The sequence below is a fragment of the Catonella morbi ATCC 51271 genome (assembly GCF_000160035.2).
Classification (GTDB): Bacteria; Bacillota; Clostridia; order Lachnospirales; family Lachnospiraceae; genus Catonella; species Catonella morbi.
This window is the reverse complement of the sequence record NZ_KI535366.1, coordinates 788701-814431: the sequence shown is the minus strand read 5'-3', so window position 1 is coordinate 814431 and position 25731 is coordinate 788701. Positions and strand designations below refer to the sequence as shown.

The following is a 25731-nucleotide window of genomic DNA, read 5'->3' as shown; positions in this document are numbered from 1 at the left end:
GCAAAATATGAGAATAACTAAATCCGCTGAGTATGTATGAAAATCTACATAAACATTCTGTTCTGCAAAATGAGTCATATAACAGCTTATTGTTGTTATAAGCTTTATCCGAAAAATACTTTATTCGAACATTGTCACTTACTTCAGTATATTTGGAAGTCTTCAGATATTTATAAATATTGTAAGCCAATCTTGTATGACTGATATTTTCTATATTCTTAAATTTTTTATTTTTAACCTCATTAATAGCTCTACTGTCAAAGGCATCTGCAGGGTAAATAGGAACTCTCCTATAACTTCCGTACACATTCTTATCTGTAACTGTGAAAGTTGCAGATTTTTCAGCGTAAAGCCTATCCTTACCGTTCTTAGCCTTCATTTTAACAATGACCTTGTATTTACCATTTTTAAGGTATTTTGCGGTATTGTTTACAGTAAATATAAATGAGCCTAGATAATTACTCTCATACTGATATGTAGGCTTTAATGTATCGACAAGTTTACCTGATTTGTCGTATATGTATGCTTTAATATCAGGAGGCGAGGATATGGCGTCATCATAGGTAAAGTTTGCATTACAGAAGATGTTTAGGTATTTATCTGTCTTGGGATTAAATCCCTTTTTATATCCACCAATTACAATAGGTGTAATAAAAAAGTTGTCAGCTCTCCATGGAGCAGGAACGCTCTCGTCCTTGTTGTATAGGTACTTATTATTGTTATTTTGTTTTTTATATTTTTCGTAATTGCTGATATATAACTTATAAAACCTATTTGCAGATAGCCTTTTACGCAAGTTTATAAGATAGTTTTTAGGCAGAATTGCATTTTTCTTTATAAAATTAATACGGGACTCTAAAGAATTGCCTATTTCATAATCTATCTCGCAGTCATATTCAGTGGCTTTTGGATTCCTGTCTTGTAGAATTTTCAAGCTGATGTAGCTCAATGCCTTGTTGATTTCAGTGGTATCGTCCAGTGCAAAAGTTAGCTCTCTAAAGTTTGTTTCTAGTGGTATAGGATGAAAAGATTTCATTCTATCTAGAAAAAGTGCAAGTGCACCATCTGACAAAGAACCATAAAAATTAGGACCGTACTTATTGGTATGAGTAACTTCATAGTCAAGATCGCTGTCAACAAAAAACTCAGCACGCTTAAGTTCAGGAGTTAATTCCTGGTTTTTAGCTGTTTCTTCTAAAAGTTTTAGATATTTTCTCGCTCCACCGAAATATTTAAAATTTTTATAGTCCTTATTGTATATAAGGGTATCAAGGTAAGGCATCTTGCTGTAGTCAAGCTTCTCTTGCTTTGTCTTAGCCTCAGAAACTTGAGACAAGGTACTAAAAAACAGGGCAAAGAGCAGTACAAGTGCAATTAGTTTTTTCTTCATAACTTGCTCCTTTCATGGTCATCAATCAGGCAAAGTAAAATCGTAGAGAAGGCAATGACAGATGGATGAAGTATAAGGTCTTTATTTCAAGACCTATTATAACACCAAATATCTGTTTTATGAATATACTGACTAATAAAAAATAATCACTTGAAAATATGAAAAAATTTAAATATGATGGAGAAACATCATATTATATAGTGATTGAATAAAATGGCCTTAATGGGCTGAAATTTTCAATACAATTATGTATTTCTCAAAATACTGAATAGAAGGGCTATTGCTGATGATGTACAGTCGTTCTTTTAAGTTTAACTATTGAGCCCAATTTACTATTGTATTATATCCGGCTTTAAGAAAGAATTTGCAAGAGGAAAAAGTTTTGATATTATGTATTATAAGATGATTGAAATATGCCGATATAATTAAATATAGGAATTTTTAGAAAGGACTGTTTTGCAATGAAAAACTACAGAGTTAAAGGTTTTATATCAGTTTTACTGTGTTTTGTAATGATAATAGGATTATCTGCTTCAGTGAAGGTGAAAGCAGAAGAAGATAAAAAAATAGTTGCACTTTCAGCTGAATATACAGGCGTAAAGGATGAAAGCGGAGATGTCCTTGTTGGCACACCTCTTAAAACCGGTGATTTTAAATTTCAAATACGCTATGACGGTGAAAAGCAATTTGTACCTCTTCCGGATTCGGAACTTTCACATATCAAGCTTTCGCCCAATGCAGTACCTATTGATGAAAAAAGCGGTTTTGAACTTACTGTAACTTATGATAATAAAGAAAAGACTAAAACCGGTAAAGACTTAGTTAAAAAGATAATTATTCCAAAAACCAATGAGTATTTTGACAAAATGGAAGCCTCTTGGAATGGTGCCAGCAGATATTATGTCGGTGACGAGATAAAGAAGGGAGAAATCACCCTAAGTGTAGTTTACTGGAAGATTACCCCTCAGGGAAACCGTCAGGTTACAAGGACCATTACCCAGAACCGGTTTGAGATTACGCCGTCTTCCATAACAGCGGATGGACCTAATAATATAACAGTGGAGTATAGAGGAAGAAAAACAAACGTTATTGTAAGGGGATCAGGTCCAAAGGAACTGGAGGTTACCTATTCAGGAGACCAAAATATAGTGGTCGGAAGTTTAGTTGATACAAAGAAGATAAAAGCCAATATAGTATATACAAATAATGAAAAGAAAACTGTAAAAAATACCGATCTTATATTTGAGAACCTTGAGGTAAAGGCACCGGGACCACATATTGTGACTGTAAAACATGGCAATTTAACAGGGAGTCTTACAGTAAACGGTATACCGAAGGCAGTTGAGAAAATATCCGCAAAATATACAGGGCTTGATCTTGTTGTAGGTTCAAGGATAGATCCTTCCAAAATTACTGTGGAAATAACCTATAATGATAAGTCAAAAGAAAAAATCACAACCGGTTTCACTATTTCTCCGGAAACAGTGAGTCAGGTAGGTGCAAATACAATAACAGTTACCTATCAGGGATATAGTGATACTGTTATAATTAAGGGAACCGAAGTTTTGCCTACAAGTATTACAGCTACTTACAATGGCGGAACTGTTATTGAAGGGCAGACACTTAATAAATCAAGTATCCTTGTAACTGCTTATTATCCTGACGGAAAAAATAAGACTGTTTCAGATTTTGACCTTTCTGTGGAAACTATGAATAAAGTAGGTATGCAGGAGGTGGTAGTTAAGTATAAAAACCTTACAAGTACAATTTACGTGCCTGTCACAGCTAAGATGGTGACTCAGTTAGAGGCGGTATACAACGGAGGTGCTTTGGAGCAGTTTGAGTCCTTAGACCGTAAAAAACTTATTGTAACTGCAACATATAATGACGGAAGCAGTGCAAATGTGGATGATTATACTATAACTACAACTACGGCAACCCAGGTTGGAGATAATAAATTTATGGTAACCTATGGGGCTAAAACAGCTACATTTATAGTAGAGGCATTTGCTAGAAGGATAACGGGAATGGGCAGTCTAACGGCGGAGGTAAGCAGTGATGATTACAGTTCTACACTGACTGCCTATATTCAGGATCAGGTAGTAAGAGAGGGTATTAAGCTGGAAACGGAAGATATAGAGTATGATGCTATCAAGTCCGCAATTAAAAGAGTTAATAACGGAAGTACCAAAAAATACATTGCTTTTGAGTTAGATGTTGACAGTTTTCAGTTTGACGAAAATCGATATATGACAGCCGAGCTGACTGTTCCGGATGAGTTTGATCCGGCAAAGGTGGCGGTATACTTTACTCCTGACAGGAAAAAAGCTATGATACAGCAAACGGGAGGACTTGTTGCAAACAATCTGTATAGGTTTTATATTTACAGCTCCGGTTCTTATGTAATTATGGAGAATAAAAATAACGATATATCTTTGCAGGAACTTAGGGATAATGAGCAGAGAAAGCCGTTTATGGTGGTTTCAATAGACAGAAGCCTTCCTGTAAAAACAAAGTCGAAGATTAAGCCTTATGTGTTATTTTCCTCTCATAAAGATGAAGAATTTACCTATGAAGTAGACAATGAGGATCTTATGACTATATCCAAGACAGGAGAAATGCAAACAAAGGCGGCGGGGACAGTAACTGTGACCGTAAATGCTAAAAAAAGCGGCCTGACTGAAAGTTATGAAGTTAAAATTAAAAATCTCGCGAAGTAGGTAGTTTAATCCAAATTATTTATGAAACATCTTGTTAAATATCGTAATCAAGCTACAGGAGCTCAATTACGATATTTTGCAAATGTTTACTAATATTGCCTCACAGTCGCAGAACGAAAACAGTTTATCCTGCTGTACTATGCGTAATAAGAGGTATGTGACCTATGGCGGGAATAATTATGGTTTAATAAGTATTCAAAGAGCCTGTCTTATGACGGGCTCAAACTTTGTAAAATTTTTAGTGAAAAATATTTTGGTTACTGTTATAATATGATACGTGCGTCAAAATTCAATGTCGGATGCAAGCCTGCTTGTAATAGGACTTACTATATTTTGACAGGCAAAATCAGTGGATTACCGGTATTTTGGAGGATTGCGAAAAACCAGGTCGGAGCAATTCTGTATGAAGGTATAAAAGATTTTTGAAAGGAAAATATATGTCAGATTTAACTAAAGAAATAGAAAAACGCAGGACATTTGCGATTATTTCCCACCCGGATGCGGGAAAGACCACACTTACCGAGAAGCTTCTGCTTTATGGAGGAGCTATCAACCTTGCAGGCTCGGTAAAGGCAAGAAAAACCAGCAGACACGCAGTATCTGACTGGATGGAGATAGAAAAGCAGAGAGGTATTTCCGTAACTTCTTCCGTAATGCAGTTTGAGTATGGCGGCTGCTGTATAAACATACTTGATACTCCGGGACATCAGGACTTCTCAGAGGATACTTACCGTACCCTTATGGCAGCCGATTCAGCGGTAATGGTGGTAGATGCAAGTAAGGGTGTAGAGGCACAGACTATCAAGCTTTTTAAGGTCTGCGTAATGCGCCGCATACCTATATTTACCTTTGTAAACAAGCTTGACAGAGAGGCTATGGACACCTTCGAGCTTATGGATCAGATAGAGAGCATACTTGGTATTAAGACCTGTCCGATTAACTGGCCTATTGGCTGTGGCAAAAACTTTAAGGGTGTATATGACAGAAATACTGAGACAGTAATGGAGTTCAAAGCCGCAAATGCAGGCGCAAAGGAAGTAGAGACAAGCTATTTTAATATCAATGACGAGGAAGCAAAGACTTCACTTGGGAATGAAAATTATAACAAACTGATGGAAGAGCTTGAGCTTTTAGACGGTGCCTGCCCTGAATTTGATCAGGAAAAGGTAAGCAAGGGAGAGTTAAGCCCGGTATTTTTTGGCTCGGCGCTTACCAATTTCGGTGTGGAAACATTTTTAGAGCATTTCCTTAAGATGACCTATATTCCGTCTTCAAGAGTGACAGACAAGGGAGAGCTTGATCCGCGCTCGGATGTATTCTCAGCCTTTGTATTTAAGATTCAGGCAAATATGAACAAGATGCATCGTGACAGAATAGCTTTTATGCGTATCTGTTCAGGTAAGTTTGAAGCCGGTATGGAGGTAAATCATGTACAGGCAGGTAGGAAGATTAGATTGTCTCAACCACAGCAGATGATGGCACAGGAAAGAAAAATAGTGGAAGAAGCCTATGCGGGAGATATAATAGGTATCTTTGACCCGGGTATTTTCTCCATAGGAGATGCGGTTTGTTCTGTAGGTGAGAATTTCAGATTTGCAGGCATTCCTACCTTTGCACCTGAACATTTTGCAAGAGTAAGACAGACTGATACAATGAAGCGTAAGCAGTTTGTAAAAGGTATAGAACAGATTGCACAGGAAGGTGCAATCCAGATATTCCAAGAGTACAGCCAGGGCTTTGAGGAAATTTTGGTCGGAGCGGTAGGTGAACTCCAGTTTGATGTACTTAAGTTCAGGCTTTTACAGGAATACAATGTGGAGATAAGACTGGAAACCCTGCCTTATGAATATATCCGTTGGATAGAAAACAAGGATGTGGATATGGATAAGCTTTCACTCACCATGGATACCAAACGTATTAAAGATATGAAGGGCAGACCTCTGCTTATTTTCACCCATCCATGGAGCATACAGACTGTGCTTGAGAGAAATGAGGGACTGAAACTCTCAGAATTTGGAAATGCGGAGATGTGATTAAATTATGCAAAATGACACTATACTCAATAGGAATAATTGAGTTCCTAAGGAAAATAAAGGAATTGTTGCAATGAAAAAGGCAAGTAAAGTTGCCAAAAAGTATGGTATTTCAGATATGACTTTAGAGGAAATTAATGAAGAAATAAAAAATGTGAGATACGAAGAATTTACAACTCATCTTGACAAATAACTGATAAGGGATGATAATCTAAACATAAAATAATTTCTCAGGAGGGAATATATGAAGATTACAAACATCAACAATATCGAGAAGTTCTTTCAGTTAGTGGATAAATGCAGTGGCAAGGTAGAACTTGTTACAAATGAGGGAGACCGTCTCAACCTTAAGTCAAAGCTTTCACAGTATGTTTCCCTTGCTAATATTTTTTCATCAGGTACAATCCCTGAAATGGAAATAGTGGCTTATGAGCCTGAGGATACAAAGAAACTGATTGAATTTATGATGAATGATAACGGCTGATTGAATTTATAAGCAAATAAAAAATAAGGAGAATTTACAGTGAATACAATAGGATTTTGTTATAAAAATGCAGAGAAATTCATAGGTAAACACGAAATAGAGAGTATTAAGCCTGCTGTTTTAGATGCAGCTAAACGTCTTACAGAAAAAAGCGGTGACGGAAAGGACTTCCTTGGCTGGATAGACCTTCCTGTAAATTATGACAAAGAAGAATTTGAGAAGATAAAGAAGGCAGCAGAAAAGATTAGGAATGATTCCGATATTCTCTTTGTAATAGGAATCGGCGGCTCTTACCTTGGAGCAAGGGCTGCAATTGACTTTGTAAAACATAGTTTTTACAATGACTTATCTAAAGAACAGCGTAAGGCTCCACAGATTTACTATGTGGGCAACAGTATGAGCGGTGCTTATATCGAAGAGCTTATTGACCTTATCGGTGACAAAGACTTCTCTGTAAATGTAATTTCAAAATCAGGTACAACTACTGAAGCTGCAGTTGCATTCAGAGTATTCAGAGAGCTTACCGAGAAGAAGTACGGTAAAGAAGGTGCGGCTAAGAGAATATACTCAACTACAGATAAGGCTCGCGGAGCACTTAAGACTCTTTCTGATGAAGAAGGATATGAGTGCTTTGTAATTCCTGATGATGTAGGCGGACGTTTCTCAGTGCTTACAGCGGTAGGACTTCTTCCTATAGCAGTAAGTGGTGCCGATATAGATAAGCTTATGGAGGGTGCTGCACATTTTAGAGAAACCTGCTTAAACAAAGACTATGCTGAGAATCCTGCACTTCTTTATGCGGCAGTCAGAAACATTCTTTACAGAAAAGGAAAGAGTGTTGAAATTCTTGCTAACTATGAGCCAAGCCTCCACTTTATCTCAGAGTGGTGGAAGCAGCTTTACGGAGAAAGCGAGGGTAAAGACCAGAAGGGTATCTTCCCTGCATCGGTTGACCTTACTACAGATCTTCACTCTATGGGACAGTTCATTCAGGACGGCTCAAGACTTATGTTTGAAACTGTACTTAAGGTGGAAAAACCTAGAAGAGATTTCACACTTAAGGATGCTGCAAATGATATAGACTGCCTTAACTATCTTTCAGGCAAGACCATGGACTATGTAAATAAATGTGCTATGGAAGGAACTATCGCAGCTCATGTAGAAGGAAATGTGCCAAATCTCCTTATTGAAATACCTGAACAGACCGAGTTCCACCTTGGCGAGCTTTTCTACTTCTTTGAGTTTGCTGTAGGTGTAAGCGGCTATATGCTTGGTATCAATCCTTTTGACCAGCCGGGTGTAGAGTTCTATAAGGCAAACATGTTCAGACTTCTTGGCAAGCCGGGTGCAAAATAAAATTAAAATTAAACTCTGGTTTGGGTTAATTTGTAGAATATTTCTCTCCTTGACTTTTGGGTTAAGGAGGGTTAAACTTTATATAAATAAATTGCGTGCAATGAAATTTTGTAAGCATATATATTTGTCTTTGGGAAGATGATATGCTACCAATATAGAAAGCAGGTGGAGATTGAAAAAAGAAACCTATAATATAACAGGTATGTCCTGTGCAGCCTGCCAGGCGGCTGTAACCCGGGCTGTAGAAAAGCTTGAGGGTACAGAGAATGTAAATGTCAATCTTATGCAAAATAAGATGACGGTGGAACTGTCTGACGGTGTTACGGATGAAATGATAATTAAAGCTGTGACAGATGCAGGCTATGGGGCAAATATACTTAGGAAAGAAAAAAATGCTGGTAAAGTTAATTCTACTAATGTAGTAGAAGATTTTTCAGAAGAACTTAGAAAAAGAGCGGTAATTTCTTTTATATTTTTAATTCCTCTGATGTATTTCGGAATGGGAGGGATGTTCCATGCTCCGTTTCCGAGTGCTTTTATGGGAGATGGTGGGAAACTTTTACTTGCACTTACCCAGTTGCTTTTGGTTATTCCCATTATTTTTACAGGAAGAAAATTTTTCATAAGCGGTATAAAGCATCTTATTAAGAGAAGTCCTAATATGGATACCCTGATTGCAATCGGCTCGGGAGCTTCATTTTCCTATAGTTTGTATTCTCTTTACTCAATAGCTTACTTTATATCCATAGGTGATATAAAGGCTTCAATGCCGTTTGGTATGAACCTTTACTTTGATTCTGCGGGTACCATACTTACTCTTATAACCCTTGGCAAATATCTTGAAGCAAGAAGCAAGAAAAAGACTACAGAGGCTATAAGCAAGCTTGTAAATCTGATTCCGGATACAGCCACAGTTATAAAAGACGGTGAAGAAATACAGGTTCCGGTGTCAGAGGTGGAAACAGGGGATACAGTAGTTGTAAAGGCAGGAGAAACAGTGCCGGTAGACGGAGTTATAGTAAGCGGCAACGGTGCTGTGGATGAAGCTATGGTTACAGGTGAGAGCATACCTGTGGAAAAGGTGGCAGAGGATAAGGTAATTGGCGGAACCATAAGCCGTTCAGGTTATTTTACCTTTAGGGCAACTAATGTAGGCGAGGACACAGCGCTTTATAAGATAATTTCGCTTGTTGAGGAGGCGGCAGGCTCTAAAGCCCCTATTTCAAGACTTGCGGATAAGATAAGCGGAGTATTTGTACCTGTGGTGCTTGGAATTGCATTGGTTACCTTTATAAGCTGGCTTATAGTAAAGGCTGACTTTTCTTTTGCACTTAATATGGCTGTGGCTGTCCTTGTTATATCCTGTCCTTGTGCTCTGGGACTTGCTACTCCTGCGGCAATAATGGCAGGTACGGGTAAGGGAGCGGAGAAGGGCATACTTATAAGAACTGCTGAAAGCCTTGAGGTGGCACATAGGATAGATACGGTTGTCTTAGATAAGACAGGAACAATTACCGAGGGAAAGCCGAAGGTTACGGATATATATACCAATACTGCAAACGAGGAGGAGTTTATTTCTCTGGCTGCTGCACTTGAGAGTGCAAGCTCACACCCTCTTGCAAATGCCATTATAGAGTATGCCAGGGAGAAAGATATTGATATAAAACGTGCAGAAAGCCTTGAAATGATTGAAGGCAGAGGAATTGCCGGCAGAGTGAGAGAAGATGTTGTATTTGCAGGTAATGAAGCCTACATGAAGGAACTGGGCATAAATGAAAATCTTTATTCAGATACCGCAAAGAAGCTTCATGACTTAGGAAAGACAGTACTTTACTTTGCAAAGGGGGAGGCAAAAAAAGAACTGCTCGGAATAATAGCTGTAGCCGATGTTATAAAAGAAGGAAGCAGACAGGCGGTAAGCGAGCTTAATTTACTCGGTATAGATGTAGTTATGCTTACAGGCGATAATGAGCGGACAGCCCTTGCCATAGGAAAAGAAACCGGTGTAAACAGAGTAGTAGCTGGAGTGAAGCCTGCCGATAAAGAAGAACAGATAAGGCTCTTGCAGGAAGATGGCAAAAAGGTTATGATGGTAGGCGACGGCATAAATGATGCCCCTGCACTTGCAAGGGCGGATATAGGCGTAGCCATAGGCACAGGAGCTGATATAGCAGTGGATACAGCGGACATTATCCTTATGCACAGCGATTTAAGGGATGTGTCCTATGCTATTGAATTAAGCGGTGAAGTAGTTAAAAAGATTAAAGAGAATCTGTTCTGGGCATTATTCTACAATGCACTTTGTATACCGGTGGCAGCAGGAGTATTCTTTGCCGCCTTCGGGCTGAGACTTAATCCTATGATAGGTGCGCTTGCAATGAGTTTTTCATCGGTATTTGTGCTTAGCAATTCACTTAGATTGAGGCTTTTCAAACCTAAAGTTAAAACCGGAAAAGCGATAGTGCCTGATAGCAAAGAGGTAGAAATTGTAGCTGTAAATGCAGGGGCAGATGAAGAAATTACAAAACAGGAGGTTGTTATGGAAAAGATTATTGATATTGAAGGAATGATGTGTATGCACTGCGTAAAGCATGTAACAGATGCCCTTAACGGAATAGACGGGGTTAAGGCTGAGGTAAGCCTTGAAAATAAGAATGCAAAGGTAAGTCTTGCCAAAGAAGTGGATGACAGTCTGCTTAAAGAGGCTGTTGAAAAGGCAGGGTATACCGTAACAGCCATACATTAAGCTAAAAGCAGAATAGAACAATATTTTAAAATGGACTGTGCACTAACATTTTTTAACTTTTAGTGCACCGTCCATTTTTAGTTGTTTTACACAGATAGTTCAGATTTATTAAAGTACTTACCATAATCAGGCAGGTAGACAATAAAATACATAACCGCACTCATAACCAAGCCCCAAAATACATCAATTACAGAATGCTGTTTTAAGAACAGGGTAGAGAGGCTTATTGAAACAGTAAGGAGAACAGCTGCATATTTCTCTGCGCGGTTAAAGCAATCCTTTGTAAGTATAACGGCTATGCAGGCTCCGACAGAGTCATACACATGAAGGCTTGGGCAGACATTGGTAGGTGTGTCTATCCTGTGCAAAAAGTGTACAAGTCCTGTAAGAACATTATCCCTTGGCATAATTTCAGGTCTTAAGCCCTGTGAGGTAGGATAAATTAAAAATATAACAAGCCCTATAGTCATACCGCCGAAGATATAAATAAAGGCTTTTACAAAATCAGGTTTTGATTTAATACTGAGTTTTACAAGCACATAGCCTATGTAAAAAAACCATAGGAAATACGGTATGGCAAAAAACTCATTAAACGGTATCTTATCATCCAAAAAATGATGCATATTGTGGTAATTACCCACTGTCCTTACTTCGACCAGTTTGAAAAAAATCAAATAGACGAAACTGTATATGAATAAATAATAATGCTTATTTTCGTTAAGAATCTTTTTTATTTTTAGGAACATAAAATACATTTCTCCTTACCTTTTACATTGAAAAGGATTATAGCATTAAAAAAACTTTATAACAATGAAAAAGGATAAAATTCATTAATTCTTAAACTTATCCGTGAAATTTAAGAAAAAATTAATAATAATAAACTTCTTAAAACACAAAGTATTCACAAAACTAAGCTTTAATTTTATGTGAAAACATGATAGAATTGCAAAATGCGTTATAGTTTGGGTTTGGTCGGATTATAAACCTATCACTTTGGATGAAGAAAGGGAAGAGACATAATGAAAAAAAGAGTTTATTTAATGACAGCAATAAGTGCGGTAGTTGTTGCTTTGACAGCCTGCGGAGGAAATGCGGGAAATAATAAGAGCAGCAGTGTGACTTCTGCATCAGGTTCTGCGGTAAGCAGTAAGACTACAAGTGCTGCTACAGGAGCAGCTATAGAATTTAAGCCTTCAGATTATATAGAAAAGCTTGCTGAATACAAAGGGCTGGAGTATAGCAAGGTGGATACAGAAGCTACAGATGCTGAGATAGAGGATAGGGTTAAATCCTTCCTTAGCAATTATCCTGAAAAAATAACTGACAGGGCAGTAAAAAAAGGCGACACTGTCAATATTGACTTTGAAGGAAAGAAAGATGGAGTGGCCTTTGATGGCGGTACAGCAAAGGGATTTGATCTTACAATAGGCTCAAACTCATTTATTCCGGGCTTTGAAGATGGTCTTATTGGAAAGAAACCGGGTGAAACTGTTGATTTGAATCTCAAATTTCCTGATGATTATAAAAGCGAAGAATTAAAGGGAGCAAAGGTTGTATTTACGGTTAAAATCAACTACATAGCAGGAGAGGCTCCTAAAGAGCTTACAGATGAGCTTGTTAAGGCAAATACCGATTTCAAGACAGCGGCAGAATATAAGGCTGATATTAAAGCGAAGCTTGAAGAAAGCAAAAAGAATGAAGCTAAGGCAAATACAACCAGAGAGCTTTTGGAAAAAGTAGTTACCGAAAGTGCCATAAAATCAGTTCCTAAGGCGGCAGAGGAAAAGTATTATGCTCAGATTATGGGATACTGGAATAATGTAGCAACTCAGTACGGAATGGAGCTTAAGGATCTTGTAACCAATCAGTTTAAACTTACAGAGGAAGAGTTTGAGGCTGAAGTGAAGAAACAGGCTGAATTAAGTGCCAGGATACTGGTTGTGGTAAGGGCAATAGCTGAGGCAGAGAAGCTTGAGATTTCTGATGATGAGTATAAGGCGGCGCTCAATACTTACTATGAGAACAGTAATGCCAAAGATTCAATGGACTTAGCTACTTATGAAAAACAGGTAGGAAAAGAAAGCCTTATGGATATAATTTTGAATGATAAGGTAGGTACCTTCCTTATGGAAAACGGTAAAGAGGCAAGTAAGTAAAACTTACAAGTTTGAACAAATAATCATTTATGGGCAAAACAAGAGCCACTTGAAATCAGAATTGATATAAGCGGGATTCCGAAAAAATATCAAATACCGGTTTCAAGCGGCTCTTTTAGTTTACTGAAAAATTTGGGCAAAAGCTTCAGAACAACAAAATTCTATCCTTTCAGAGCAATAAGTCCTCTGCCTTCTTTTGCCAGAGCGGTAGATTCCCTGAGTATTAGCTTTGGTCGAAGAAGGTTACGGCTTATAGCCATGTTGTGAGTTATAATTGAATTAAGGGCAAAAAAACCTGATCTTCCAAGCAGGGTTCTTTCCTGGCGGACAGTTGTAAGAGGAGGGCTTAAAAGGGAAGCAAGAGGTATATCGTCAATACCGATCACACTTATATCATCGGGTACGGAAAGCCCTCTGCCCATCAGCTCGGTGTATACCCCGGAAGCTATGACATCGTTCCCGCAAATTATTGCGGTTGCACCTTTTCTCAGTATATTGTCTATGTGATCCTCTGCGACTCTTGCTACAAAGTAAGCATAGATGGCAAGTTCCGGATCAACATTTAACTTTCTGTTTTTCATACTGTTATAAAAGCAGTCCATACGCTGTTCTGTAACATGGGAATTCATGGAGCCGTTTAAGAAGGCTATTTTTTTATGTCCGAGGTGATGGAGATGGGAAACTATCAGCTCCATTATTTCGGTGTTGTCAGTTCCTACGTAGCAGGTCTTTGGATTTTTGGATATATAATTATCAAATAATACAGTAGGAGTTGTTGTCTTCTTAAAATCCTTAAGCCAGGGATCTTCCAGTGCAAAGCCCACACAAAAAGAACCGGAAAAACCGTTTTTTAACATAAATGAATCATAAGCCTCATTTCCTTGAAAAGCCGTAGATATTGGCAAAAGTGTTACCTCGAATCCTTCTTTTAAAGCTTCCTGCTTAAAACCTGTAACTATATCAAAACCAAACTGTCCTGAAGATTCATAGTCCATATTTTCCATAAAAATACAGACTTTTTTACCGCTGCTTCCAAGCTTTAGTTTACTGCTTTTATACCCCATTGAAATTGCAGTATCTACAATTTTTTGCTTAAGAGCCTCACTGATATCGGGAGCATTGTTCAAACCTTTTGAAACAGTACCCGGTGAAACTCCCAATTCTCTTGCGATATCTTTAATAGTAACCATACAAAACCTTCCTTAGTTCTACGAAATTCTAAAATTTACGAAACATTCACGAAAACAGTATAAGCTTATTTTGTGCAATTTGCAATAGAAATGAAGATAAAAGTGTAAAAAAGCAATAATTGTGTATAAAAAGAACAAATTCATACCAAATTTAGATAAAAATTTGAAATTATATACTATTAAATATAGTGCAAAAATTCTTATTGAACTTGCTCCCAACAGGCGAAAATAAGCGTTGCCGTTTGAGATGATGAATGAAATATGTAAACTAAGTAAAAAAATATAGGGTTTATATACTAAATGCACAAAAAAATATTGACATTTTTGTAAAATAATGATAACATAAGACGAAAATAAAGTTTCGTAAAGTTTCGAAACTTGTTAGAGGATGCTTTGCTCAGAACATATCCCTGCTATTCTTATTGTGGCGGCAAAAAGGATGAGAAGGGGTGAAACAAAGATTAAAGCCATCCTATGATTAAAGGAGGAAAATCAAATGAGAAAGTCAAAAAAATTCTTATCACTTATGCTTGTAGCAGCTATGGCAGCATCTCTTGCAGGATGTGGCAAGCCTGCTGATACAAAGACAAGCAGTGCGGCAAAATCAGGAAGTACAACAACTCCTGCTTCATCTGCAACTTCAACAGCAAGTACAGGAAGCAAAGCTTCTACGGCAGATGAAGCTCTTGAGGCTACAATTACAGTATGGGGTCCACAGGAAGATCAGGCTAAAGAGAGCGGTAACTGGCTTGGTACTATGTGTGACAAGTTTGCAGAGGCTCATCCTAACTGGAAGCTTACATTCAAGTATGGTGTTTGCCCTGAGGGTGAGGCAAGAACTAACGTTACTCAGGATCCTAGTGCTGCAGCGGATGTATATTTGCTTGCAAACGATAATATCGGTGATCTTGTAGCAGCTAAGGCTATTTCAAAGCTTGGTGGAAGCGCACTTGATGCTGTTAAGGCTCAGAACTCGGAAGTTATAGTAAATACCGTTACTTATGAGGGCGGTGTTTATGCAGTTCCTTTTACAGCTAATACCTGGTTTATGTATTATGATAAGAGAGTATTTAAAGAGGATGATATAAAGAGTCTTGAGACTATGCTTGAGAAGGGCAAGGTTTCTTTCCCACTCAGCAACAGCTGGTATAATGTAGCATTCTATGCGGCAAACGGTTGTACACTTTTCGGCGGCAACAATGATGCGGCTGCAGGTATTGACTACAGCGGTGATAAGGCTACGGCGGTTACTAAGTACCTTGTAGAACTTGTAAAGAATAAGAACTTCTCTAATGATGCAGACGGTTCAGGTATGAAGGGACTTAAGAGCGGAAAAGTAAATGCTATATTTTCAGGTGCATGGGACTACAACAATGTAGTTGATGCTCTCGGTGCTGAGAATGTTGGTGTGGCACAGCTTCCTACAGCTAAGATTGACGGAAAAGATGTACAGCTCAGAAGTTTTGCAGGCTCTAAGGCTATCGGTGTAAACCCTAATACAAAGAACCCTCAGGTAGCAGTTGCTCTTGCATCTTTCCTTGGAAGCACAGAGGCTCAGAAAGAGCACTATAAGACAAGAAAAACTATTCCTACAGATAATTCGCTTCTTACAGATCCTGAAATCAGTGCAGATGCGGTTGCTGTTGCACAGGGTAACACAGTTGCCAATACTTCTATTATGCAGCCATTCGTAGCAGGTATGTCTAATTATTGGACAAATGCCGAGAATATGGGTAAGGCTATTCTCTCAGGAGAGGTTAATGCTGAGAATGCAGCAAAGAAGACAGAAGATCTCAATGCAGCATTTAATACTAAATAAATAAGTTTTAATATCGGTTTACAGACTGTAGATAATGAGTTTACAGTCTGTGGCCGGATATATTTATAGATGCGTGTTCGAAATCTGGGCACGCATTTATAATAGGATAATATGAGGAAGTCGAAAACTGTTTACACGATAATATTAGATGTGTGGGGAATAAAACATGGAAGATGTAAAATTCTTTAAGGCATTAGCAAAAGGTGATATATTTACCAAGTTATCCGTTATTATACTCGGACTGGGTAATTTAGTGCGCGGACAGATAATAAAAGGACTTATATTCTTAGGAATAGAGGCAGCCTATATTTATTATCTGATTAATGCGGGAATATATAATTTTGGAAGATTCATTACTCTTGGCGGTCAACCGCAGGAGGAAGTATGGAATGAAAAGAAGGGGATATATGAGTATACCGCAGGAGATAATACTGTGCTCATGCTCCTTTATGGTATCTTTGCCATTGTTATAACTATTTTCTTTATAATTATACTGGTAGCGGCAGTTAAGAGTTCCTATGAAGCAGAGCTCAGACAAAAGGCAGGCAAAAAGCCTTTAAGTTTCGGGCAGGATGTAAAGAACCTTTTCAATAAGGATTTACACAAGCTTCTTATGACACCTCCGTTTATCGGAATTGTATTATTTACAATAATGCCTCTTATTTATATGATAAGTATGGCATTTACCAGTTATTCTGTTAAAGGAGACCATTTGGTGCTCTTTAACTGGGTAGGACTTGATAACTTTAAGGATGTACTTACCTTGGGAAGTGAAGTAGGTAAATCCTTTTGGGGAGTATTAATTTGGACAGTCGTGTGGGCAGTATTTGCTACCTCACTTAACTATATACTTGGTATGATTTTAGGTCTTATCATTAATAGAAAGGCTACTATAGGTAAGAGCTTTTGGAGATTCTGCTTTGTGCTTTCAATAGCGGTACCGCAGTTCGTTTCTCTGATGATAATGAGAACCATGCTTCAGCCACAGGGTGATTTTAACCTTATGTTAAGGGCACTCGGTATACTTGGAGAGGGACAGTACCTTCCGTTTTTTGAAGAAGCTACCTGGGCAAGAATTACCGTAATAGTAATAAACCTCTGGATTGGTATACCGTATACACTTTTACAGGTAACCGGTATTTTACAGAATATACCGGAAGATCTTTATGAGGCGGCAAGAGTTGACGGAGCTAATACAGTAACTATATTTTGGAAGATAACACTTCCATATATGCTTTTTGTAACTACACCATACCTCATTACACAGTTTACAGGTAATATTAACAACTTCAACGTAATCTATCTGCTTTCGGGAGGAGCACCTACATCGGTTGGAGAGACTGCCGGAAAGACTGACCTTCTGATTACCTGGCTTTATAAGCTGACAGTTGATAAGCAGTACTTCAACACGGGTGCGGTAATAGGTATTATTACCTTTATCATACTTTCTGTAGTTGCACTTGTAACCTACCACAGAAGTGGATCTTATAAGAATGAGGAGGCGTTCAAATAATGGATAATAAAGTAAAAATGTCATCTTCATATAAAGCACGTAAAATAATCAGTAACATACTTATACATGCATTTTTGCTGGTACTCTCAATAATCTGGGTATTACCTGTAGTTTGGGTTGTACTTAACAGCCTTACACCTAAGAAAAGTATAGGTATAATACCTGACAGCTTAAGTTTTGAAAATTATATAAAACTTTTTAAGGATACAGCAATACTTAATTTTCCTAAGATGTTTATGAATACCTTTATAATAGCAGTTTTTTCCTGTTTGGTATCAACTGTATTTGTGCTTTGTGTAAGTTATTGTCTTTCAAGACTTCGCTTTAGCTTAAGGAAACCGTTTATGAACATGGCTATGATTCTTGGACTTTTTCCGGGAATTATGGCTATAGTGGCTGTGTACTATATAGTAAAATCACTTGGTCTTTCAGAGGGACCGATGATAAGAGTCGCTCTCGTTCTTGTATATTCAGCCGGATCGGGACTCGGTTTCTATATTGCAAAGGGATTTTTTGATACTGTTCCCAAGGCTCTTGATGAAGCGGCTATGATAGATGGGGCGACAAAGTGGCAAGTATTTACTAAGATAACCATTCCTCTTTCAAAGCCTGTTATTGTATTTACAGTACTTACAGCCTTTATTTCACCTTGGGTAGACTTTATTGCCGCTAAGGTTATTTGCAGGACCAATGCGGAGTATTTTACAGTATCTATAGGTCTTTGGCAGATGATAAGCAAGGAATATGTAAATGACTGGAGTACAAGATTCTCTGCGGGAGCAGTTTGTATATCCTTACCAATAGCCATTCTTTTCCTTTATTTACAGAAGTTCTATGTAAACGGAATGGGTGGAGCTGTAAAGGGTTAAAACTAAATAAGATCGTATTCATGTTATAAGCAGCTGTGGTGTATTATTAAAATGATATACCATGGCTGTTTTTGTTTACCAAAATAATTTTGTTGATACTTAAAAAAAGAAAAAATAAAATTTGTACACAAAAATAGGTAGTTTAAAACATATAATTTTGAAGTTTTTAGTTATTGCAGTTTATTTGCGTTTGTAGTAAACTTAAAAATGGAGCTTGTAAGTTATAGCTTAAAGTTGTAAGAAATACAATTGACAAATTTTACCAAATTGTAAACGGAGGAGTAGGAATGGAAATCAACAAGGATGTTAAAAAGACCGGCTCGGCAAAACTAATGCACAGTATAGGATTTAAGGTTGGAATTATAATTTCTGTACTTTTATTGCTGATATTAGGTATAAAGGCAACATCAGATATTATATACAGCTATACAACCACAACTAAAAGCAATGAAGAGAATAAACTTGAGGAGACAAGAAGACTTGCAAAGAGTCTTGAAGTACGATTTGCGGCTGCTTATCAGACAGGTTGCGATATGCAGGCTGTATTACAGAGTATGATGGATAACCAGACTTCTTACGGAAGAAGCAGAGATACAGTTATCGGTAATATGAAGCAGATGTACAAGACCAATAACTATCTCTATGGTATAGGTGTTTATTTTGAACCAAATGCCTTTGACGGAAAGGATTCTTTTAAGGACCCGGGCAGATTTACAGCCTATGTTTATGGTGATAAAGGTAATATGAGTCTGGATCTTGTTAATGATACAAATAAAGAGTGGTATAACAGAACTTTAGCGGAAGGGAAAACTATTTTTCTTGAGCCTTATCATGATTCTGTAACTAATCAGCTTGCAACTACTTTCGCCTACCCTGTGATGAATGAGGGTAAGACAGTGGGAGTTGTTATTATAGATGTTGCACTTGATGATATACAAAGTGAGCTTGAGGGGCTTGAAGGAAATAATTCAGAAGATTATAAAATACTTGTTACAGATAAGGGCCTGCTTGTTGCTGATTCTGCTAATAAAGAGTTAATGATGAAAAATGTCAGTGAAGGAATGGCAGATATTTCACAGTATCTCAGTACAGCGCAAAGCTCTCAGGAAAGTATTTTCAAAGTTAATGATATTTCAACAGGGAAAAATACCAAGGTAGTTCTTGTTCCTGTAAATACTATCGGAACATCTACAAAGTGGGCATTTGCGTCTGTTACTGCAGTCAGCTATGCAAATAGGGATGCAAACAGAAATATGATAATCAATATAGTAATAAGCCTGTTTACTACCATACTCATAGGAGCATTGGTATTTATCCTGCTTATTAAAAAGGTAGTCACTCCATTGGCTCTTGTAGAAAAAATAATAGTTAAGATGTCTGATTATGATCTTGAACTTGCTGATGAAAGAAAAGAGTGCGAAAAATTTACCTCTGAAAAGGGCGAGATTGGCAATATAATAAGATCCTTAAATAAAATGGTAGATAATCTTGTTGCCATAGTTCAAAGTATTAATACAAACGCCCAGAATACTGCTGCCACAGCTGAGGAACTTACAGCTACAGCCCAGTCTACCTCCGATATGGCCGGTGAAGTAGGGAATGCGGTAAACAGTATTGCCGAGGGTGCAACTTCACAGGCTCAGGATGCGCAGAGCGCAGTTGTGAGTGCGGAAGAATCAGGACAGCTTCTCAGTGAAATACTGACAACTTTATCAGAGCTGTCAGATTCTATGGATTTTATAAAAGATAAGAAGGATGAAGGGGATGAAAGCCTTAAACACCTTGTAGAAGCAGCCGGACTAAATAATAAGGCAGCAGTGGAAGTACATGAAATTATAGTTAAGACAAATGAGAGTGCCGAAAGAATATCTGCTGCTCGTGAGATGATACAGTCTATTTCCGATCAGACTAATCTGCTTGCACTTAATGCAGCTATTGAGGCAGCTCGTGCAGGCGAACAAGGTAAGGGATTCGCAGTTGTTGCTGAGGAAATAAGAAAACTTGCGGAACAGTCTGCCGGATTTACTGAAGATATAAGGAAAGACATTGATATTCTTAAGACTGATGTGGAAAAGGCTGTGAATACTATGAATGGTGTAGCAGGTCTTATGGATACCCAGAATGAGAGAATGGCTGAGACCGGTGATAAGTTTACGCAGATTTCTGAGGCTATAGAGAAGAGTCAGGCTATAGTGAAGAATCTTAATAAATCATCAAAGGAAATTGAGGAGAAGAATGACACAATAGTTAAAGCTATAGGAAATCTTTCCTCTGTTGCTGCAGATAATGCGGCAACTACTGAAGAGGCAGCAGCAGCGGTTGCTACTCAGGTACAGTCTATGGAAGAGATCTCAGGTGCAAGCGAGAATCTTGCTCATGTGGCTGTAGAACTTCAGGAAGAAGTTGCTAAGTTTAGATTGTAATAAATAAAACAGCTCTGAATGATAAATGCTTACGAAAGAATGGACATTTTATCATTCGGGGCTGTTCTTATTTAGCAGAAAAATGTTTGCGAAATGATCCTTCAAATCAGTTTTTATGCAGAGAAAGTTCTATTTTAGTTCCGTTTTCTGAGCTTTCAATTACTTTTACATCTCCGTCATGCTGAATGGCAATTTCTTTTACCAGGGCAAGTCCAAGACCGGCACCTCCCATAGAGCGGCTTCGGGATTTATCAACTCTGAAAAACGGTTCAAATATTTTATCCCAGTCCTCTTTAGCTATGCCCGGACCGGTATCCGAGACTATTACTTTCGCAAATTCATCATTTTCTTCTATAGAAACTGAAACAGTACCTCCGTCTTTGTTGTATTTGATAGCATTTTCTATAAGATTGTATATAGCCCTATACACAAGGGTATCACTACCTGTAATTTCAGCATTTCCGGTTTCCTGAATAAGACTTACCGACTTCTTTTCGCTAACTGCAACCAGATCACAGATTACTTCTTCCACCAGTTCTGAAAGGGATATATTATCGCTTTTTTCTGCTGATTGCAGTTCTGTCATCTCAAGGAGTATATCTATTACATGGGAGAGACGGTCAATCTGTGTCCTTGCCATACCTATGGTTTCTTTGTATTCTAAAATATCAGGATTTTTATTCTTATCAAATACCTCAAATCTGGTGCGCATAACCGCAAGAGGAGTTCTAAGCTCGTGGGCCGCACTGGCTGAAAACTGCCTTTGAGCAAAGAAGGTGTCGCCAAGCCTCTTTAATAATCGGTTAAATGCAGAAGTAAGCCTTACAATTTCTGCGGACTTACTTTGAGGAAGTACGGACATCTGCAGATTTTTTGCCTGTATATCCTCTATCTGCTTAGTAAATCGTCTGAGCGGGCGTAGGGCATAGCCCACTATAAAATACATAAGGGAGCTTCCTATTAATGTAATGATTAATGTTATAAGCAGACTTTTTGCCCAAAATTCAATCTGTGTACTCTTAACCATGTCTGAAAGAATAGCTTTTGGATCAAGATGAACTTCAAGGTCTCCTGTATCTCCTTCTGAAAAATTGCCGCCGGGAAGTATGGCAATGGCCGATGCTCCTATTTCGTTCATATAAAGAGATGCAGAATTACTTATAAAGTAACTGATGGACAGGCAGGCAATGATAACCATGAAGGCAGTCATCAATGTAAGCTTCCACCGCAGAGAGAGTCCTTTTTTCATTATGCCTCTCCTCCTATCATATAGCCCTGTCCGACACGATTTGTAATCGGATCATAGCCGAGGGCTGTTCTTAATTTCTTTCGAAGGGCTGAGATATGTACACGAATTGAATTACTGAAGCTGTCTACGCTTCCGTCCCATACATGGCTGATAAGTTCTTCTTGGCTTACAGGATGTTCCCTGTGCAGAATCAGATACTCTAAAATGGCTAATTCTTTTCTGGTGAGTGAAAGTTCTTCTCCCTTAGCCGTTACTGTGCGGGCTTTTGTATCGAGGGAAAGCTCACCGCACTCAAGCACAAGGTTGTTTTGAACTACTCGTCTTCTTGTAAGACTGCGTACTCTGGCTTCAAGTTCTTCAAAATGAAACGGCTTGCAGAGATAATCGTTGGCCCCGCTGTCAAGTCCGTCTATTTTATCCTGCAATCCTCCTCTTGCAGAAAGAATAAGCACACTTGTTTCATTATCCTCAGCCCTTATATTCTTAAGCACTTCCATTCCGTCAAGCTTTGGTAGGTTCAAGTCTAAGATTATAAGGTCATAGCTTTCTACAGATATTATTTCCCAGGCTTCCTCACCGTCAAAGCAGGTATCTACCTCATAGCCGTCAAGACGTAAGCCTTTTGCAACAGACTCACAAAGTTCCTGTTCATCTTCAACCACTAATATTCTCATTTTTACTCCTTTATAATAGCCCCTGATCCGGGACATTTATTGTCTGTATCATAATATCATATAGTAGGTAAAATTTCCATTAAGTAGCGGAAGGTAAAATTTAATCCAAATTATTCTAAAAAATTTTTTTTCTTAACAAAAACTTTACATCGTTTATGTTATAATTCGTTTCGTCAATAAGACAAGCAATAAAAACAAGGAGGGATACGGAGTGGGAAATTTTACATTTAAATCCGGTAAGAAGAAGCTTGCAGCGCAGATTGTACTGCTTGCCATCTCGATTGCATTCATAGGATACGGAGCATACCGGGGGGAAGCTAAAACAGTACTTACCAAAGCAATTAACCTATGTTTAGAGTGCGTAGGAATAGGATAAGAAGAAAAGGGTGAATACAGTGGAAAAGAAGGTAGTAAATAAGAAGAAGAAAAAAGGTTCATTTAAGGATTTTGTTAAAAGCAGGACTATGGTTCAGATGATAGCAACACTTTTAACCAATATCCATCTCCCAAACTTTTTTAAGGGAACCTTATATCAGGGTAAAGGTAAAATAGCTTGTGTACCCGGACTTAACTGTTATTCCTGTCCCGGAGCAACAGGAGCCTGTCCGATAGGTTCTTTCCAGGCGGTGGTTGGTTCAAGGGATTTTAGTCTTGCATACTATGTGACAGGAATAATAATATTCTTTGGTGTAATGCTTGGAAGATTTATCTGTGGCTTCCTCTGTCCGTTTGGATGGTTCCAGGATATGCTTCATAAGATTCCTACTAAGAAATTTAGTACCAAGAAGCTTAAATTTCTAACTTATTTGAAGTATATAATCCTATTGGTTGCAGTAATTATCCTGCCGACATTTTTGAATAATAAAGCAGGGCTTGCTTCACCTTATTTCTGTAAATATATTTGTCCGCAGGGAATACTTGAAGGCGGTATACCGCTTTCTATTGCGAATCCGGCTATCAGGGCTACACTTGGTAAACTATTTACTTGGAAACTTTGCATATTGATTACCGTAATTATACTTAGCATATTGGTTTATCGTCCGTTTTGTAAATGGATTTGCCCACTGGGTGCATTATATGCGTTATTCAATAAAGTATCTCTGCTTCATTATAATGTAGATTTCAATAAGTGTGTATCTTGTGGAAAATGTGCTAAAACCTGTAAGATGGATGTGGATATTACTAAAAATGATGCACATATGGAATGTATACGTTGCGGAGAGTGTGTGAAGGTCTGTCCTACAAAGGCAATCAGTGTGAACTGGGGGCCTGAAAAAATGAAACTGCTTGAAAAAGCTCGTGAGCTTAACAAGAATAAAACAACAAAAAATGAAAACTAAGGAGAAAAACAAAATGAAAACAAAAATGACAATTAAGAGAATTTTACCTGTATTTATGGTAACAGCAATGCTTGCAGCATCAATTACAGCTTGCGGAAACAAGGGGGATGCAGGAAGTGCAGCTACAGGAAGTAAGGCTGCAACAGGTAGTATGACTGCCAGCAATAAGGCTGCCGGTGAAAAGTTCCCGGGATTTAAGGGTAAGGATTTTGACGGAAATGATGTTGATGAAAGCTTATTCAGCAAAAATGAGGCAACTCTTGTTAATTTCTGGTTCAATGGCTGCTCGGCCTGCGTAAATGAGATGCCTGCTCTTGAAGAGTTTAGCAAGAAGCTTAAAGAGCAGGGAGCGGAGCTTGTAGGTATAAATGCCGGTACAGCAAGTGATGAAAAAGGACTTGCTGAGGCAAAGGATATACTTTCAAAGCAGGGTGTAACCTATAGAAACCTTATACTTCCAAATGACCATGAGTATGTCAGAAAGATATTCAGCTTCCCTACAACTGTTATAGTTGATAAAAATGGCAATATAGTCGGAGATCCAATTGTAGGCGCTATTGAGGATGAGAAGAAGCAGGCAGAAATTCTTAAGGTAATCGAGGAAATAAAGGCCGGAAATGGTGTAACATCTAAAGTTACTTCAGACGATTCAGCAGCATCAGCTGATCCTACAGCTCCGCTTTACGAGGAAGAAAATAAGATTTTTGCAGAGAATCAGGATACCTGGAATAAGTTATTTGCCAAAGTTAAGAAAGATCAGGCAGAGGCAAATGCTGAAAAACCTTATGCAGAATTCTTAAAGGAGCAGTTAGAGGCTTCAAAGGCTGATTTCACAGAGGATGAGATTAAAACCATCACTGAAGGTCTTGCAAAAATTGATGAAATTGAGAAGAAAATCGCAGAGTTAAAGAAGAAATAATTCAGAGGCAAAACATGGCTAAAAATAAAGGAAGTTTGTGGTATAAAATTTGGTTTATAGTATTACCGATGGTGTCAATCACAGCATACTATTACCTGTCAATAGCTTTAAACAAGTGGGTACTAGACTTGGTTTTAGGAGTTTTGAAAGTACCTATGATACAGTTTATTGAATTTATGTATCTTGCGGAAATTCTTATATCCCTTATACTGCTGATTATATTCTTTGTAGTATATGAACTGTTTGTAAAAAAGGATGAAGATGAAGTGAGAACAAAGCTGAACCTTAAAGATGGAGGATTTAGCTTTGCAGCAGGTATCGGAGTTTCAGGCATTTCATTTATTTGGATTACTATTGCAGGAAAGATACCTGAGTTTCAGGCACAGATTGCTGCAATGAGGGACGGAAATTCTATGATTGGCGGTGGAAGCTTACATGGAGTACTCCTAAGTGCAGTAATTGCAGCTCCGATTGTAGAGGAAGTTATATTCAGGGGAGTTGTACTTGGCTCACTTAGAAAAGTGTTTCCTGCGTGGTGGGTATCGGTACTGATTTCAGCTGTAATCTTTGGTGCATATCATAGGAATCCGGTTGCGATTGTATATGCAAGTGTGATGGGAATTATAGCCGGTATAGTTTATGAGAAAAAAAGAAATTTACTTTTCCCTATAATATTACATATGGCAAATAATTTTATGGGATTGTTACAGGACTTTGTTCCGCAAGGAATAGGAGTTACTATAGTAAACGGAGTTTCCCTGGCTATGATACTTCCTATGTGCTACATAGTTTACAGGATGATTAAGAGTGACACCTGTAAAGCGGTATATGCTTAAAACTTTTTCATATT

19 protein-coding genes are annotated in these 25731 nt (G+C 38.0%); 14 read left to right on the top strand and 5 right to left on the bottom strand.

From position 1 onward, the window contains the following. Positions 1–1390: hypothetical protein (locus GCWU000282_RS03690; RefSeq protein WP_023353664.1), on the bottom strand; the 1390-nt coding region annotated here is incomplete at its 3' end. 461 nt (positions 1391–1851) lie between these two features. Here GCWU000282_RS03690 and GCWU000282_RS03685 point away from each other — a divergent pair. The 5 genes from GCWU000282_RS03685 to GCWU000282_RS03665 all read left to right on the top strand — a co-directional run bounded on the left by GCWU000282_RS03685 (position 1852) and on the right by GCWU000282_RS03665 (position 10729). Continuing rightward, positions 1852–4110, top strand: a complete 2259-nt coding sequence (locus tag GCWU000282_RS03685) for a bacterial Ig-like domain-containing protein (RefSeq protein ID WP_023353663.1) — start codon at positions 1852–1854, stop codon at positions 4108–4110. A 437-nt stretch (positions 4111–4547) separates the two neighbouring features. Further along, on the top strand, positions 4548–6143 hold the full coding sequence (locus GCWU000282_RS03680; RefSeq protein WP_035039218.1) for a peptide chain release factor 3: 1596 nt from the start codon (positions 4548–4550) through the stop codon (positions 6141–6143). A gap of 244 nt (positions 6144–6387) precedes the next feature. Further along, positions 6388–6627 (top strand): hypothetical protein, encoded by a 240-nt coding sequence (locus GCWU000282_RS03675; protein ID WP_023353659.1) that lies wholly within the window; start codon positions 6388–6390, stop codon positions 6625–6627. 39 nt (positions 6628–6666) lie between these two features. Further along, positions 6667–7983 carry a glucose-6-phosphate isomerase gene (locus GCWU000282_RS03670; protein ID WP_023353658.1) on the top strand — a complete coding sequence of 439 codons (1317 nt, stop codon included), beginning with the start codon at positions 6667–6669 and terminating at the stop codon, positions 7981–7983. A gap of 172 nt (positions 7984–8155) precedes the next feature. Then, a complete protein-coding gene (locus GCWU000282_RS03665; RefSeq protein WP_035039215.1) occupies positions 8156–10729 on the top strand; it encodes a heavy metal translocating P-type ATPase in 2574 nt (857 codons plus the stop codon). An 86-nt stretch (positions 10730–10815) separates the two neighbouring features. On the opposite strand, the gene GCWU000282_RS03660 is transcribed toward GCWU000282_RS03665, so the two are convergent. Further along, positions 10816–11475 carry a phosphatase PAP2 family protein gene (locus tag GCWU000282_RS03660; protein WP_023353656.1) on the bottom strand — a complete coding sequence of 220 codons (660 nt, stop codon included), beginning with the start codon at positions 11473–11475 and terminating at the stop codon, positions 10816–10818. 273 nt (positions 11476–11748) lie between these two features. Here GCWU000282_RS03660 and tig point away from each other — a divergent pair, with 273 nt between their 5' ends. Further along, positions 11749–12885: a trigger factor gene (tig, locus tag GCWU000282_RS03655; protein ID WP_023353655.1), complete on the top strand. Its 1137-nt coding sequence runs from the start codon at positions 11749–11751 to the stop codon at positions 12883–12885. Positions 12886–13046: 161 nt separating this feature from the next. Here tig and GCWU000282_RS03650 read toward each other — a convergent pair whose 3' ends face one another. After that, positions 13047–14075, bottom strand: coding sequence for a LacI family DNA-binding transcriptional regulator (locus tag GCWU000282_RS03650; RefSeq protein ID WP_023353654.1), 1029 nt, complete (start codon positions 14073–14075; stop codon positions 13047–13049). 496 nt (positions 14076–14571) lie between these two features. Between GCWU000282_RS03650 and GCWU000282_RS03645 the strand changes: the two genes are divergently transcribed. The 4 genes from GCWU000282_RS03645 (at position 14572) to GCWU000282_RS03630 (ending at position 20699) form a co-directional block, all read left to right on the top strand. Then, a complete protein-coding gene (locus tag GCWU000282_RS03645; protein WP_023353653.1) occupies positions 14572–15894 on the top strand; it encodes an extracellular solute-binding protein in 1323 nt (440 codons plus the stop codon). 166 nt (positions 15895–16060) lie between these two features. Beyond that, complete coding sequence (locus tag GCWU000282_RS03640) at positions 16061–17407, top strand: carbohydrate ABC transporter permease (RefSeq protein WP_023353652.1); 1347 nt, start codon at positions 16061–16063, stop codon at positions 17405–17407. Then, complete coding sequence (locus GCWU000282_RS03635) at positions 17407–18276, top strand: sugar ABC transporter permease (RefSeq protein WP_023353651.1); 870 nt, start codon at positions 17407–17409, stop codon at positions 18274–18276. Before GCWU000282_RS03640 ends, GCWU000282_RS03635 begins: the two co-directional genes overlap by 1 nt. A 287-nt stretch (positions 18277–18563) precedes the next feature. Then, on the top strand, positions 18564–20699 hold the full coding sequence (locus tag GCWU000282_RS03630) for a methyl-accepting chemotaxis protein (protein ID WP_023353650.1): 2136 nt from the start codon (positions 18564–18566) through the stop codon (positions 20697–20699). A gap of 106 nt (positions 20700–20805) precedes the next feature. Here GCWU000282_RS03630 and GCWU000282_RS03625 read toward each other — a convergent pair whose 3' ends face one another. Together GCWU000282_RS03625 and GCWU000282_RS03620 are read right to left on the bottom strand one after the other, a co-directional pair. Continuing rightward, on the bottom strand, positions 20806–21948 hold the full coding sequence (locus GCWU000282_RS03625) for a sensor histidine kinase (protein WP_023353649.1): 1143 nt from the start codon (positions 21946–21948) through the stop codon (positions 20806–20808). Next, a complete protein-coding gene (locus GCWU000282_RS03620) occupies positions 21948–22622 on the bottom strand; it encodes a response regulator transcription factor (RefSeq protein ID WP_035039212.1) in 675 nt (224 codons plus the stop codon). The genes GCWU000282_RS03625 and GCWU000282_RS03620 overlap by 1 nt, the downstream gene beginning before the upstream one ends. Before the next feature lie 259 nt (positions 22623–22881). Here GCWU000282_RS03620 and GCWU000282_RS03615 point away from each other — a divergent pair, with 259 nt between their 5' ends. The 4 genes from GCWU000282_RS03615 to GCWU000282_RS03600 all read left to right on the top strand — a co-directional run bounded on the left by GCWU000282_RS03615 (position 22882) and on the right by GCWU000282_RS03600 (position 25717). Further along, positions 22882–22998 (top strand): CD1871A family CXXC motif-containing protein, encoded by a 117-nt coding sequence (locus GCWU000282_RS03615; RefSeq protein WP_035039445.1) that lies wholly within the window; start codon positions 22882–22884, stop codon positions 22996–22998. A 97-nt stretch (positions 22999–23095) separates the two neighbouring features. Next, positions 23096–23962 (top strand): 4Fe-4S binding protein, encoded by an 867-nt coding sequence (locus GCWU000282_RS03610; protein ID WP_084295332.1) that lies wholly within the window; start codon positions 23096–23098, stop codon positions 23960–23962. Between the two features lie 13 nt (positions 23963–23975). Further along, positions 23976–24881, top strand: a complete 906-nt coding sequence (locus tag GCWU000282_RS03605; RefSeq protein ID WP_242828921.1) for a TlpA family protein disulfide reductase — start codon at positions 23976–23978, stop codon at positions 24879–24881. Positions 24882–24895: 14 nt separating this feature from the next. Beyond that, positions 24896–25717, top strand: a complete 822-nt coding sequence (locus GCWU000282_RS03600) for a CPBP family intramembrane glutamic endopeptidase (RefSeq protein WP_023353644.1) — start codon at positions 24896–24898, stop codon at positions 25715–25717. Positions 25718–25731 lie beyond the last annotated feature (14 nt).

Coding starts and splice junctions, on each gene's coding strand:
- GCWU000282_RS03685 (WP_023353663.1), top strand. CDS start 1,852: ATGAAAAACTACAGAGTTAAAGGTTTTATATCAGTTTTACTGTGTTTT.
- GCWU000282_RS03680 (WP_035039218.1), top strand. CDS start 4,548: ATGTCAGATTTAACTAAAGAAATAGAAAAACGCAGGACATTTGCGATT.
- GCWU000282_RS03675 (WP_023353659.1), top strand. CDS start 6,388: ATGAAGATTACAAACATCAACAATATCGAGAAGTTCTTTCAGTTAGTG.
- GCWU000282_RS03660 (WP_023353656.1), bottom strand. CDS start 11,475: ATGTTCCTAAAAATAAAAAAGATTCTTAACGAAAATAAGCATTATTAT.
- tig (WP_023353655.1), top strand. CDS start 11,749: ATGAAAAAAAGAGTTTATTTAATGACAGCAATAAGTGCGGTAGTTGTT.
- GCWU000282_RS03650 (WP_023353654.1), bottom strand. CDS start 14,075: ATGGTTACTATTAAAGATATCGCAAGAGAATTGGGAGTTTCACCGGGT.
- GCWU000282_RS03645 (WP_023353653.1), top strand. CDS start 14,572: ATGAGAAAGTCAAAAAAATTCTTATCACTTATGCTTGTAGCAGCTATG.
- GCWU000282_RS03640 (WP_023353652.1), top strand. CDS start 16,061: ATGGAAGATGTAAAATTCTTTAAGGCATTAGCAAAAGGTGATATATTT.
- GCWU000282_RS03635 (WP_023353651.1), top strand. CDS start 17,407: ATGGATAATAAAGTAAAAATGTCATCTTCATATAAAGCACGTAAAATA.
- GCWU000282_RS03630 (WP_023353650.1), top strand. CDS start 18,564: ATGGAAATCAACAAGGATGTTAAAAAGACCGGCTCGGCAAAACTAATG.
- GCWU000282_RS03625 (WP_023353649.1), bottom strand. CDS start 21,948: ATGAAAAAAGGACTCTCTCTGCGGTGGAAGCTTACATTGATGACTGCC.
- GCWU000282_RS03620 (WP_035039212.1), bottom strand. CDS start 22,622: ATGAGAATATTAGTGGTTGAAGATGAACAGGAACTTTGTGAGTCTGTT.
- GCWU000282_RS03610 (WP_084295332.1), top strand. CDS start 23,096: ATGATAGCAACACTTTTAACCAATATCCATCTCCCAAACTTTTTTAAG.
- GCWU000282_RS03605 (WP_242828921.1), top strand. CDS start 23,976: ATGAAAACAAAAATGACAATTAAGAGAATTTTACCTGTATTTATGGTA.
- GCWU000282_RS03600 (WP_023353644.1), top strand. CDS start 24,896: ATGGCTAAAAATAAAGGAAGTTTGTGGTATAAAATTTGGTTTATAGTA.